The sequence below is a fragment of the Peribacillus simplex NBRC 15720 = DSM 1321 genome (assembly GCF_002243645.1).
Taxonomy (GTDB): domain Bacteria; phylum Bacillota; class Bacilli; order Bacillales; family DSM-1321; genus Peribacillus; species Peribacillus simplex.
Map to the genome: position 1 here is coordinate 5,242,506 of NZ_CP017704.1, position 12,849 is coordinate 5,255,354.

Genomic DNA, 12,849 nt, shown 5'->3' on the forward strand with positions numbered 1-12,849 from the left:
TTCCTCCAGTTGGGTTACATTCTTCTATTATAGCTGACATAGGATAGCTATTGAAAGTGTAATGTTTGTTTTAAAGTATCATTTTTAAAGTGAAAAAGATTAGGCATTCCTGAAAAATGATTGGTAAGAGCAAGGGTGAACTAACGATGCTAAAAAAAAGATAGAGTATTGCTTTTTTCAAAGCAATCTCTATCTTCTTTTATCCATTGAAGTTCATATGCATTGCAAAATGCTTTCCAATTCATGTTCGGCAATTTGTATGAATTCTTCGTTTTTTTGAAGACTGAAAATGTTCTTGGACTGCTTTATATATTGCAGTCCTTCTTCAGGTTGTTGAAGATGAACCAGATTCTTACCAGTTAAAAGATGGAGTTCCGCATATAAATATAATGATTCTATCGAATTACAAATGTTGATACCTTTAAGGGTATAATTTAATGATTCCTGATAATAATGAAGTTCAGTCAATGCTTGTGATAATCCATGAATGATCTTCACGATAATGATACCTTCTTGATTCACATGGGGAGTATTCTCGATAAATTCCAGTGCTTCATTGAAGATGGTGATAGCCTCTGCATAATTCTTCGTTTTAAAATGGAGGATTCCGATACTATTTAAAACTTCTATCTCCTGTTGATGAAGAATGACTCGTTTACCCAAGGTAATCTGAATGGCCTCATTCAATAATTCTATAGCCTTTTGTTTGTCATTGTACAAATAAAAAAAGAGATACCTTCATGCCATTTCAAGAATTGATAAAATGATATAGATTTTTCCGGTGCCGTTGCCATTTCTTTTTGGACGATTTCATAAATTACTTCATAATTACGTGTGCGTTTGTATTTGTTAATCAAAAGTTTAATGGTTTCTATGTAATTATAAATCGGTTCATTTTTGGTAGTGAAGAAACACGGCAGGTCAACTTTAAGTTTATCCGCAAAAAGTGCCAATTCATCAATGGATGGGGAAGTGATGCTTCTTTCATAATCTGACAGGACATTAGGTTCACATATATCCTTAGCCAGTTCTTCTTTTGTAAGATTTTGTTTTATTCGTAATTCGTTGATAACAGAGCCAACCTCTATTTTCATTACAATTGCTCCTTTGTACCTATGTATAGAATTCTATTTTAACATAATTTAATTTTTATCAGTAAGATAATTGAAAGATAGTATGTTATAACTACATTACGTGTTTTCCTTGCGTATCCATCCAACAAAAAAAATATTGAAGCGATCAAATGCAAGCCCTCTTTTCTATAAATAAAGTGAGAAAGGTCCCTGCATATTTTTACTTGGAGTCTATAGTCAACGGATAATAGCAAGCTTTAGATTAGGAATTTAAGGATAAAAAAAGGAGGCGGCAATCTGCCGCCTCTAACGTTTTTAATTTCCAATGAATTGCTGGGTCCAATAGTGGGCGTATTTCCCTCCTGTCACATGCCCAATTCCAATATGTGTATAGTTCTTGTTCAGGATATTGGCCTTATGTCCGGGGCTATTCATCCATGATTTCATGACAGCATCCGCACTAGGTTGACCTGCTGCGATATTTTCCCCTGCGTACTCGTAACTGATCCCAAAGGATTTCATCATTTCGAAAGGCGATCCATAACTCGGGCTTGTATGATTGAAATAATTATTATCACGCATATCCTCAGATTTCAGAATTGCTACGTTGGAAACGGCTGTATCCATTTCAAGGGGAGGGAGGCCAGATTTTGAACGTTCTTCGTTAACCAAACTAAGAACCCGCTGTTCAACTGATTGACTTTCTTTTTGATTTACTGTGGTGTTGGATGCCGGAAGATTTATGATTTGTCCGATTCGAATTTGATTTGCATCCTTTATAGCAGAGTTCGTTTTGAGTAATTCGTCAATGCTGACATCATATTCAGAAGCAATTTTCGTTAAGGTATCTCCTTTTGCCACCTCGTATGTATTGGCTCCCATTGCAACTTTTGGAGATAATAGGGTAAGCGACAGTGCTGATAATAGGATGATTTTCTTCATTTTGATTCCTCCTAGTAGATTATCTGGATTGGAAGTATAGTATGCTATAAAAATAGTTTTGTGTAAAATTAGCTAATTCACATTCTTTGTTGGTATGGGAAAAAGGTATCGAACGGGAAGATGAATGTTAAGGGTCCATATAACCTGGAAGTGTTAAGGGTAAACCAAAATCATAGGGCTTTTTGATAGATTGGAAGATTAATTTCATGTAGAAAAAGAATCATTTTACGTTTGCAGGCCATGATTGTCAGGGTAAATAATAAGAACATCAAAACGATATAGTTATATGGAACTAATAAATTATCCTAAGGGTGGAGCTTGTATGGATTTAAAGGCCGGGAAAGTGTTTTGGAAAGATACATTTGAAGCTAGAAAATATCCAATGTTGGATGAGGATCTTTCATGTGATGTTTGTATAATAGGGAGTGGTTCATCTGGGGCACACTGTGCCTATTTTTTAGCAGAGACGGGCCTGAATGTCGTCCTGATAGATAAACGGGATATAAGTGAAGGTAGTACGGTTGCGAATACTGGACTTTTACAGTATTCAAATGATAAAACATTAACTTCCCTCATCCATAGTTTTGGAGAAGAAGCTGGGACGAGGCATGTTCAGCTTTGTTTGGACGCCATTCGGACACTTGAGACAGAGGTTGTTCCAAGTTTAAAGGAAAATCCGGATTTTAAAATTAGAAAAAGCTTGTACTATGCATCCAATCCAAAGGATGTTTCTAAGCTTAAAGAAGAATATAGTAATCTTAAATCCAGCAATTTCCCTGTTGAATATTATACTAAAAAAGAGATTAACCGAAAATTTTCGTTTCCAAAAGAAGGAGCGCTGGTTACAGATAATGATGCTGAAATCAACCCCTATAAACATGCACATTTATTGATTGAAAAAGCAGTTTCGAAAGGCGTACGTGTCTATTCAAAAACAAAAATCAATGGGAAGATATTAAAAGAGAATCAAACCCAGTTATTTACCGAAACCGGACATACGATACATGCACAGACGGTCATCTTCGCAACTGGGTATGAAGCCCAAGAAGAGGTGAAGGACAAAAATGCAGTGATTCTCAGTTCGTATGCCATCGCAACGAATCAAATAGCCGATCAAGCTAAATGGCATGATAATATGATGATCTGGGAAACGGCACGGCCTTATTTATATGCATGAAAAACTCCTGACAACCGAATTATCATTGGTGGTCTTGATGAATCGACCGGTTACCTGGAGAAGAGGGATTCAATGATTTTGAACAAAAGAGATAAATTATTAAAGCAGCTTATCAATTTGTTTCCAGAATTAGAGAATCGGATTACGGCTGATTATTATTGGGGAGCTTTTTTTGGTGAGACCCATGATGGTTTACCAACAATAGGAATGTATCCTAACCATCCAAATTGCTATTTCTTATTAGGTTATGGCGGGAATGGGACGGTTTACAGTGTTATCCTTTCCCAAATCATCAGGGATTTGATTACAAAGGGAGGACATGAGGACTCGGCATTGTATGTTAAGGAAAGGAATTTTTCAAAAAGTATTATCCATTAAGACAGGTATCTCTTCTTCGTGAATAGAATAAAGTAGACAGCTGAATATACGGAGGGATTCTTCGATGTGGTTTAAGGAATTGGAAACAGAAAGACTGCGTTTAATCGAAATAGGTCACCATCATGCTGAGAGTCTGTTTGAAATTCTCTCTAAAGATGAAGTGACCAAATATGATGGGATAGAAAGTTTAACTCGAGTTGAAGATGCTCGCCGCTTAATCGACTCGTTTAAAAGTGCTTATATAAACAAACGTGGGATGCGGTGGGGAGTCATTTTAAAGGATTCAGGCAAATTCATCGGTACCGTTGGCCTGAATCAATTGAGTCTTGCCAACAAACGCGCCGAAATAGGGTATGAAATCCATCCTGAATATTGGAGAAAACACTTTACGTCTGAAGCTGTCAACGAAGTATTACGCTATTGCTTTGAAGAATTAAGACTAAACAGAATCGCCGCTTTAACTTTCAAGGATAATATTGCATCCAGAAACCTATTGAAGAAATTTGGATTTAAAGAGGAAGGCAGCCTCCGAAGTTATCTATTCCTTCGTGAACAATCTCATGATGCCCTGGTATTTTCCTTGTTATGTACAGAGTATTGCCAGTTACGGCAACAAAGTGTTTAGGGATCAAATAGATTTTAGTTTAGAAAAAGAATATTACAGCTGGCCCATGTGCCAGTTTTTTTTATTTGCAGATGATTTTATATCAGTAAAGGACAATATACATATTTTTCATGTTAAAATGGAATGCGGATTCATTAATCAGTCCGGATGGACATAAAAAGGAGCAAAATCATTGTGAAGATACTATTTCCGTTGCTTGCGGTCCTAGGCGGCATCACGATTGCCATACAAGGACAAATCAATGGTGGATTAGGGAAAAAAGTGGGGGTCATTGAAGCTTCTTTCATTTCGTTTGGAATCGGGACACTCGCTTTATTATTTATTGTTTTGTTTGCAGGAAATGGAAATATTTCGGCGGTCGCGTCTGTACCAAAATGGCAATTGATAGGTGGACTATTAGGGGCTATTTATGTCATTGTTATAATATTGGTTGTCCCTCAGATTGGGGTGGCACCTGCATTAGTCGGGGTTATCGCAGGCCAGATATTGATTGGGGCAATCATTGACCATTTCGGTTTATTTGGAGGCGTACGCATCCCATTGGATGCGAAAAAGGTGGCAGGCATATGTTTACTTTTCGTGTCATTATATTTATTTAATCATAAATGAAGAAGGGTCATTTTTCATTGAAACGACGGGTACATATAGGGGAGAATGAGGGGATATTTCTATTCTCCTATAGTTATTACCTATTATTTGGATATTAATTAAAAAGAACTCAATATTTTAATGAAGTAATGCATTATCCTACTAAAATATATTATTTGAGAGGGGATGGTTTGCTAGGAAAGTGGTCTTAGTAACCAACCTAACATAAATTATTAGAATATTTAGAAATAAATAGACAAGAGAACCTATATGAATACTGATTTAGAGGTGTTTGGAAAAATACCTGGAAGCCGGAAGTCCTTTTAGGTGATCATTTCTATTTACCTAGTATCTAGATCGAATTGATTAGCAATTAATTACTATATTGTGAAAAAGTACTCACTGGTTTATTGATTTTTTGATTTATTCGTAATATACTTAAAATTCAACATCTTTAATTCGAGGTATAGTATCCTAAGCGAGGTTGAAAAGAGGGTGATTTTTAACTAGTAAACTGCATTAATTGCTTTTATAGGTAGAAATACAGATTTATGCAAACGGTTCGCTAGTTGTTTTTTGGTGAATTCCTGCAATGGATGCTTCTAACTTTCCTCGCTGACATTATTTGTACTATACGAAAGATTAATAGGTGTTAGAAGGATAATCTCTTAAATGGGATTATTCTAAGAAAGATTAAAGATGAGGGGGAATATTTTTTGAAAAAGTCTAAATTTTCAGTGCTTGCTCTTCTTATGGCCATCATGCTTATGCTTGCGGCATGCAACGGCGGTTCGAAGGAAACTTCGAATGAAAAAGAAGGCGGCTCGGGTGACTCATCCGGCTCAAAAGTATTAAACGTAAACAACTCAAGTGAACCTGGTTCGCTTCACCCTGCCAATGCGCAAGGTACTCATGAATCATGGATCCTTGAACACACGTTTGAGGGACTAACAAAGAAAACAGAAGAAGGCAAAATCGTACCTGGTTCTGCAGAATCATGGGAAATCAGTGAAGATGGATTAACTTGGACATTCAAATTGAAAGATGGTTTGAAATGGTCAAATGGAGATCCGCTTACAGCCAATGACTTCGAATATGCTTGGAAATATGCTTTGAAACCGGAAACAGCTGCTGATTATGCTTATCAACTTTATTATCTTAAAGGCGGGGAAGCTTACAACAGTAAGAAAGGGAAGGAAGAGGACGTAGGCGTTAAAGCGACAGACGAACATACATTAGTCGTTACTTTGGAACAGCCTACACCATATTTCCTTGACTTGACTTCTTTCTATACTTTCTATCCAATCAATAAAAAGGTACAGGAAGAAAATCCAAAATGGGCTTTGGATGCAAAAACTCACGTTTCAAACGGTCCGTTCAAATTAACGGAGTGGAAACATAAAGAAAGCCTGAAAATCGAAAAGAATGAAAATTACTACGATAAAGATAAAATCAAATTGGATGCGGTTAACTTTGCTCTAATTGAAGATGAAAATACAGCATGGCAAATGTATCAGAGTGGCGAATTGGATATCGCTTATCCACTGCCAGTGGACGTGCAAGGCCAATTGGTTAATTCTGGAGACAAAGAATTTAAAAACGGCGCAGAACTTGCTGTTTACTATTACAACTTTAATACGGAAGTAAAACCTTTCAACAATGCAAAGGTTAGGAAAGCGCTTTCAATGGCTATCAATCGTAAAGAAATTACCGAAAATGTTGCTCAAGGCGGTCAAAAGCCTGCATTTGGTGTAGTCCCTCCGGGAATTCCTGATGCAACAGGTGATTTCCAAGAAAATACAGGTGACCTGTTTGAGGAAAACGCAGCTGAAGCTAAGAAATTGTTAAAAGAAGGTCTTGCTGAAGAAGGCATGAAAGAATTACCTGAGTTTTCAATTTTGTATAACACTTTAGATTCCCATAAGAAAATTGCTGAAGCCGTTCAAGGGATGTGGCGTGATAACCTAGGTGTTGAAGTGACACTTGAAAATGCAGAATTCCAAGTTAAGCTTGATCGTGAAAAAGCTGGCGACTTCGAAATTTCCCGTGCAGGATGGGTTGGTGACTATGTTGACCCGATGACCTTCATGCTTTGGGAAACTGACGGGGCTTATAATGATGCAGGTTGGTCCAACAAAGAATATGATAGTTTATTAAAAGAGGCAAAATCTACAATGGAACCAAAAGAACGCATGACTGCTTTACATAAAGCAGAGGAAGTTATGATTGAAGAAATGCCGATCCTTCCGGTTTACTTCTACACAAAACCATATATGGTTAAATCGAATGTTACTGGAGTCTATGCTCCGATTAACGCTTATCCGAACTTTATTTACGCGGATAAAAAGTAAGAGAAGGATAAAAGTGAAATGGGAGGTATGTCCGATTAAGGACATACCCCATTTTTCAATTGCGAATTTGAATATTTCATGAATTCATTTCCGTTTTCAACTCCTTAGAAAATCGATGATTGGGGTGATTACCATGTTGAGATATACATTAAACCGTTTTAAATGGGCGATTATTACTTTATGGGCTGTTATTACATTAACGTTCATCATAATGCATACGATTCCGGGAAATCCATTTGCGAAAGAAGGAGCTATGCCTCCTGCTGTTTATGAAAACCTTCAAGTCCACTATGGATTGGACAAGCCGTTGTTGACCCAATATGGGAATTATTTATTGGAAGTCGTTCAATTTGATTTTGGTCCTTCATTGAAATCCTCATCCATTTCTGTGAATGATTACATTTTGAAGGGATTTCCAGTGTCCTTGCACTTAGGGGCACAAGCATTGGTGATTGCCATCTTCTTTGGGCTAATTTTGGGTGTAGTGGCTTCACTGAAAAGAAATAAATGGCCCGACTATTTATCAATGATTATTGCCATCGTAGGGATTTCCGTTCCTAACTTTATCTTGGCGACTATTTTAATCAATTATTTTGCGATAAAATGGAATATATTCCCTGTCGCTACGTGGGCGACATGGCAGCATACCATTTTACCATCCATTGCCCTTTCGATGATGCCGCTTGCTTTCATCGCGAGATTGATGCGGACAAGCATGCTTGAAGTAATGGGGCAGGATTACATTTTGACAGCAAAGGCCAAAGGATTGAAACGGAGCGGTGTCATAATCAAACATGCGATTCGGAATGCGTTATTGCCGATTATCACGATTCTGGGCATCCTTACGGCTAATATCGTTACAGGAAGCTTTATCATTGAACGTATTTTTGGTATTCCAGGCATGGGAGATATGTTCGTAAAGGGAATATCAAACAGAGACTACCCGGTCATTCTTGGTTCCACAATTGTGTATAGTGCGGTGCTTATCCTATTGATATTCATTGTTGATATAGCCTATACGTTGATTGATCCTAGAATTAAAGTGACGGGGGAGAAGAAATAATGGCAGATAAAGTGCATTTAACCGAAGATATGTTCCAACCCGCAGAAGACAACTTTAAGGAAGCTGAAAAAATAGCCAGACCTACAGTTTCATATTGGTCTGACGTCTGGCGTCGGTTTAAAGAAAATAAACTGGCGATGACGGGATTTGTTCTTATAATCCTCTTGGTCTTGATGGCGATTTTTGGTCCATATATTAACGGATATACTTATTATGGACAAGATTTCGAGAAAAAGAATCTTAGCCCAAATAGCGAACATTGGTTTGGAACGGATTCATCAGGAAGGGATCTATTTACGAGAGCTTGGTATGGTGCGAGGATATCCTTGTTCATTGGATTGATGGCAGCGCTGATCGACTTTTTAATTGGTGTCCTTTATGGCGGGATTTCAGCCATTCGCGGTGGACGCACAGATAATATCATGATGCGGTTTGCTGAGGTAATCTATGCGATCCCATACCTATTGATGGTTATCTTAATGATGGTCGTATTAAAACCTGGTATTCTGCCGATCATAATTGCGATGTCGATTACAGGGTGGATTCCGATGGCGCGACTGGTACGGGGACAGGTTTTACAACTAAAAGAGAATGAATATATCCATGCTGCAACCATCTCTGGTGCCAATACGAGCTGGACATTAAGAAAGCACATGATTCCAAATACAATGGGACCGATCCTTGTCAATTTAACGTTGACTGTACCTACTGCTATTTTTGCCGAAGCTACACTTAGCTTTTTGGGACTGGGAGTGCCGGCTCCTCAGGCAAGCTGGGGAACATTGACAAGTGATGCCCTGGGAAGCATTCTGGTAGGGAATTTCTATCAACTTTTAATCCCTGCAATATTGATTTCCTTAACCATGTTCGCGTTCAATGTGGCTGGTGACGGATTGCAGGATGCCCTAGATCCAAAACTACGGAAATAAATGAGTCCTAACATAAAGATTTGATATTACTAGAATAGGAGGGACGATGATGGAGAACCTATTAGAAGTCAACGATTTACAAATCACCTTCCATACTTATGCAGGAAAAGTGCAAGCGGTTCGCGGCGTGAACTTTGAAGTGAAAAAAGGGGAAGCCGTTGCCATTGTTGGGGAGTCCGGATGCGGCAAAAGTGTTACAGCGAAATCTATCATGAGATTACTGGAAACTCCTCCAGCAGAGTATGGAAAAGGGTCGATAAACTTTGGCGGTAAAGACCTTCTTAAAATGAGTGAGAAGGAAATGCAGAAGATTCGTGGAAATGAAATCAGTATGATTTTCCAGGATCCGATGACTTCGCTCAATCCAACGACAAAAATCGGCAGCCAGATCATGGAAGGCATTTTAAAGCATAATAAAAACATGTCCCGAAATGATGCATACGAACGGGCGTTGGAAACGCTTAAACTGGTAGGTATTCCTCAGCCGGAAAAAAGGATGCAGCAATATCCGCATGAGTTTTCAGGTGGTATGCGCCAAAGGGCGATGATAGCGATGGCCCTTGCATGTGAACCGAAATTGCTGATTGCCGATGAACCTACAACTGCTTTGGATGTAACGATACAAGCGCAAATTTTGGAACTGATGAAAGATATCCAACGTAGAATGGATACTTCCATCATTTTAATCACTCATGATTTAGGTGTGGTTGCGGAAACTTGTGAACGGGTAGTCGTCATGTATGCAGGCAAGGTTGTTGAGACGGGTACAGTAGAAGCTATATTTTCAAACCCGCAGCATCCATATACAAGAGGACTGCTTAAAACGGTGCCAAGGCTGGATATGGAAAAAACGGCTCCGTTGGTTCCCATAATCGGTTCACCACCGGATTTATTGGATCCGCCAAAAGGATGCCCATTTTATCCAAGGTGTGAATCAGCAATGAAAGTGTGCAAAGACCATGATCCGGAGCTTGAAGTAGTGGAAGAAGGTCAGACAGCCGCATGCTGGCTGCACCACCCAATGGCAAAGGCAGCACAGGTACAAGCATCGACTAATGTATAAAGGAGGAGAAACAATGGTTTCACTGAAAAATAAGGCCGTAAAAGAAAAGACAGACAACGAAAATTCTCCTCTTGTTGAAATAAAGAATCTGAAGAAGTATTTTCCTATTGGTTCTCAATCGCTGAAAGCGGTAGATGGTTTGGATCTCAAAATCTATCCAGGGGAAACTGTTGGTCTTGTTGGGGAAAGCGGTTGCGGTAAGTCGACTGCAGGTCGTACAATCACTCGACTTTATGAACCGACAGATGGAGAAGTTCTTTTTCAAGGGAAAAATATTTTCGATTACAAACCCGGAGAAATGTCACATATCCGCCGTGAAATACAAATGATTTTCCAAGATCCCTACGCATCCTTGAACCCAAGGATGAAGGTGGAGGAATTGATTGGGGAACCACTTGCCATTCATGGGATATCAAAAGGTAAAGAGCGAAGAAAACGGGTGGAAGACCTGTTAAAGCTGGTTGGTTTAAGTCCGGAACATATCACTCGTTTTCCGCATGAATTCAGTGGTGGACAACGCCAGCGTATTGGAATTGCAAGGGCTTTGGCTTTAAACCCTAAATTCATCGTTTGTGATGAACCTATTTCTGCCTTGGATGTTTCGATACAGGCACAAGTGGTCAACTTATTAAAAGAGCTTCAAAAAGAAATGGGATTGACTTATTTATTCATCGCGCATGATTTATCGATGGTCAAGTATATTTCAGATCGCATTTTAGTCATGTATCTTGGAAGAATGATGGAACTTTCGGATAGTGATTCGTTAACGAAAGATCCGCTTCACCCTTACACACAGGCCTTGCTTTCTGCAGTGCCAATTCCAGACCCCACTATTAAACGGGAAAGAATCGTACTTAAGGGCGATGTACCAAGTCCAATCAATCCGCCGAGCGGATGTGTATTCCGGACTCGCTGCCCTAAAGCGATGGAGATATGCTCGAGTGCTGTACCTGAATGGAAAGAACAAAAACCGGGGCATTTCGTTGCTTGTCATTTATATTGGTAAACAAAAAAACCAGTCGCATTTGCGACTGGTCTTTTTTTACACATTTATGTAAAATATTTTTAGAATAGAAGCGATTATCCTGCCGACTTAAATTTTTTTATCAGTATATCAAAATAAATAACTAGGAATCTGAAAATAAAACATATAATATGTAATTATATGTAAAATTAAATACTGTTGAATGTTTCAATTTGTGAGAGAAGGAGGGACTGTTATTGTATTCCACGATAACTAGTGAAATCGTCGATCGTGTCATGATTGTTACTCTTAATCGTCCTGAGAGAATGAATGCTTTCAATGAAAAGATGTGTGAGGAGATGATTCACGCTTTTGATGAAGCGGATGAAAATGATGACGTACGAGCCGTCATTTTAACTGGCGCTGGGGATGCTTACTGTGCTGGAATGGATTTGGAAAAAGGTGCAGAAACCTTTATGGATCACACTCCTTTGGTTGAATATCGCGATGCAGGCGGGATGTTGTCATTACGGATTTTTGAGATGAAGAAACCTATGATAGCAGCCATAAATGGTGCGGCAGTCGGGATTGGGATAACAATGACTTTGCCCATGGACATTAGAATTGCTTCAACAGATGCAAAAATGGGTTTTGTATTTGCGAGGCGGGGGATAACTATGGAGGCATGCAGCGGCTGGTTCTTACCAAGGCTTGTCGGAATGGGTAAAGCTTCCGAATGGATTTTTACCGGAAGGATGATTTCGGCAAGTGAAGCATATGAGGGAAGGTTGGTAAACAAGATCGTAGAGCCAAACGAATTGATGTCTGCTGCAATGGAAATTGCAACAGACATTGCGGAAAATACATCTTCCGTCTCTGTGACGCTATCCCGACAATTAATGTGGACCATGCTCGGTGCAAACCATCCTGTTGAATCACACAAAATAGAATCGAAAATGATTCATTGGACCGGAAAACAAGCGGATGCACTAGAAGGTATCGAAGCTTTCCTCGAAAAAAGGAAAGCCGATTTCAAAATGAAAAGCAGCACTGATATGCCTCCGTTTTATCCATGGGGAACGGATCGAACGTATGAAGTGGATAAGAAATGAAGGTAAGGTAAGGGAATCCAGGGCTTCGGAAGTTTGTGATAATTTTTACTTTTCGGATAAATTAGGGTTTCTTTTCTTAGTGTGTTATACTGGGTTTACCATTTACTAAACTTGTTTCATGTTCCCTATTCCCTGTGAATAGGGTTTTTTTTATGTTTGCTTTTTCAATCAAAAAAAACAGACCCTACAAGTAGGGTCTGTTATATATTGTATTTAAAATTACGCTTTTTGAACGTTAGTAGCTTGGGGTCCACGTTGACCTTGCTCAACTTCAAAAGTAACTTCTTGACCTTCGTCTAATGATTTGAATCCTTCGCTTTGGATAGCTGAGAAATGTACGAATACATCGTCTCCGTTTTCGCGTTCGATGAAGCCAAATCCTTTTTCTGCGTTAAACCATTTTACTTTACCTTGTTCCATTGTTGTTGCCTCCTAGTGTGAATCCACACATTGTGTTACTACCCTTGCTCAATCATTAGACGAAAAGTTTTTCACTTATCAATCTTCCCGAACAAAAATAATTCTTTTTAAATATAACAGATAATGTCGGAATCTGCAAGCTAACAAGGGAAGATTATTTATGT

12 protein-coding genes and 1 pseudogene are annotated in these 12,849 nt (G+C 38.8%); 9 read left to right on the forward strand and 4 right to left on the reverse strand.

Annotated elements, in window-relative coordinates:
• Positions 1–213 precede the first annotated feature (213 nt).
• The 3 genes from BS1321_RS25300 to BS1321_RS25310 all read right to left on the reverse strand — a co-directional run bounded on the left by BS1321_RS25300 (position 214) and on the right by BS1321_RS25310 (position 2,015).
• Positions 214–687, reverse strand: a complete 474-nt coding sequence (locus BS1321_RS25300) for a tetratricopeptide repeat protein (RefSeq protein WP_063235014.1) — start codon at positions 685–687, stop codon at positions 214–216.
• Between the two features lie 5 nt (positions 688–692).
• Positions 693–1,094: a helix-turn-helix domain-containing protein gene (locus tag BS1321_RS25305; protein ID WP_063235013.1), complete on the reverse strand. Its 402-nt coding sequence runs from the start codon at positions 1,092–1,094 to the stop codon at positions 693–695.
• 294 nt (positions 1,095–1,388) lie between these two features.
• Entirely contained in the window at positions 1,389–2,015 is a 627-nt protein-coding gene (locus tag BS1321_RS25310; protein WP_081113030.1) for a CAP domain-containing protein, read from the reverse strand.
• Between the two features lie 382 nt (positions 2,016–2,397).
• Here BS1321_RS25310 and BS1321_RS28335 point away from each other — a divergent pair.
• The 9 genes and pseudogenes from BS1321_RS28335 to BS1321_RS25360 all read left to right on the forward strand — a co-directional run bounded on the left by BS1321_RS28335 (position 2,398) and on the right by BS1321_RS25360 (position 12,265).
• Positions 2,398–3,570: pseudogene (locus BS1321_RS28335) on the forward strand (NAD(P)/FAD-dependent oxidoreductase).
• Positions 3,571–3,634: 64 nt separating this feature from the next.
• A complete protein-coding gene (locus tag BS1321_RS25325) occupies positions 3,635–4,195 on the forward strand; it encodes a GNAT family N-acetyltransferase (RefSeq protein ID WP_063235009.1) in 561 nt (186 codons plus the stop codon).
• A gap of 174 nt (positions 4,196–4,369) precedes the next feature.
• Complete coding sequence (locus BS1321_RS25330; protein ID WP_063235008.1) at positions 4,370–4,804, forward strand: DMT family transporter; 435 nt, start codon at positions 4,370–4,372, stop codon at positions 4,802–4,804.
• Between the two features lie 695 nt (positions 4,805–5,499).
• Positions 5,500–7,134 (forward strand): peptide ABC transporter substrate-binding protein, encoded by a 1,635-nt coding sequence (locus tag BS1321_RS25335; RefSeq protein WP_230163142.1) that lies wholly within the window; start codon positions 5,500–5,502, stop codon positions 7,132–7,134.
• Between the two features lie 133 nt (positions 7,135–7,267).
• Positions 7,268–8,197, forward strand: a complete 930-nt coding sequence (locus tag BS1321_RS25340) for an ABC transporter permease (RefSeq protein ID WP_063235007.1) — start codon at positions 7,268–7,270, stop codon at positions 8,195–8,197.
• Positions 8,197–9,126: an ABC transporter permease gene (locus BS1321_RS25345; protein ID WP_063235006.1), complete on the forward strand. Its 930-nt coding sequence runs from the start codon at positions 8,197–8,199 to the stop codon at positions 9,124–9,126. Before BS1321_RS25340 ends, BS1321_RS25345 begins: the two co-directional genes overlap by 1 nt.
• A gap of 49 nt (positions 9,127–9,175) precedes the next feature.
• Positions 9,176–10,189, forward strand: coding sequence for an ABC transporter ATP-binding protein (locus tag BS1321_RS25350; protein WP_063235005.1), 1,014 nt, complete (start codon positions 9,176–9,178; stop codon positions 10,187–10,189).
• Positions 10,190–10,202: 13 nt separating this feature from the next.
• Positions 10,203–11,195, forward strand: a complete 993-nt coding sequence (locus BS1321_RS25355; RefSeq protein ID WP_063235004.1) for an ABC transporter ATP-binding protein — start codon at positions 10,203–10,205, stop codon at positions 11,193–11,195.
• Positions 11,196–11,410: 215 nt separating this feature from the next.
• Complete coding sequence (locus BS1321_RS25360) at positions 11,411–12,265, forward strand: crotonase/enoyl-CoA hydratase family protein (protein WP_198319682.1); 855 nt, start codon at positions 11,411–11,413, stop codon at positions 12,263–12,265.
• A 219-nt stretch (positions 12,266–12,484) separates the two neighbouring features.
• Here BS1321_RS25360 and BS1321_RS25365 read toward each other — a convergent pair whose 3' ends face one another.
• Positions 12,485–12,685: a cold-shock protein gene (locus BS1321_RS25365; RefSeq protein WP_029714163.1), complete on the reverse strand. Its 201-nt coding sequence runs from the start codon at positions 12,683–12,685 to the stop codon at positions 12,485–12,487.
• Positions 12,686–12,849 lie beyond the last annotated feature (164 nt).

Excerpts from the sequence above, each read along its gene's own strand:
- BS1321_RS25340 (WP_063235007.1), top strand. The coding sequence starts at position 7,268 with ATGTTGAGATATACATTAAACCGTTTTAAATGGGCGATTATTACTTTA.
- BS1321_RS25310 (WP_081113030.1), bottom strand. The coding sequence starts at position 2,015 with ATGAAGAAAATCATCCTATTATCAGCACTGTCGCTTACCCTATTATCT.
- BS1321_RS25365 (WP_029714163.1), bottom strand. The coding sequence starts at position 12,685 with ATGGAACAAGGTAAAGTAAAATGGTTTAACGCAGAAAAAGGATTTGGC.
- BS1321_RS25305 (WP_063235013.1), bottom strand. The coding sequence starts at position 1,094 with ATGAAAATAGAGGTTGGCTCTGTTATCAACGAATTACGAATAAAACAA.
- BS1321_RS25345 (WP_063235006.1), top strand. The coding sequence starts at position 8,197 with ATGGCAGATAAAGTGCATTTAACCGAAGATATGTTCCAACCCGCAGAA.
- BS1321_RS25355 (WP_063235004.1), top strand. The coding sequence starts at position 10,203 with ATGGTTTCACTGAAAAATAAGGCCGTAAAAGAAAAGACAGACAACGAA.
- BS1321_RS25350 (WP_063235005.1), top strand. The coding sequence starts at position 9,176 with ATGGAGAACCTATTAGAAGTCAACGATTTACAAATCACCTTCCATACT.
- BS1321_RS25325 (WP_063235009.1), top strand. The coding sequence starts at position 3,635 with ATGTGGTTTAAGGAATTGGAAACAGAAAGACTGCGTTTAATCGAAATA.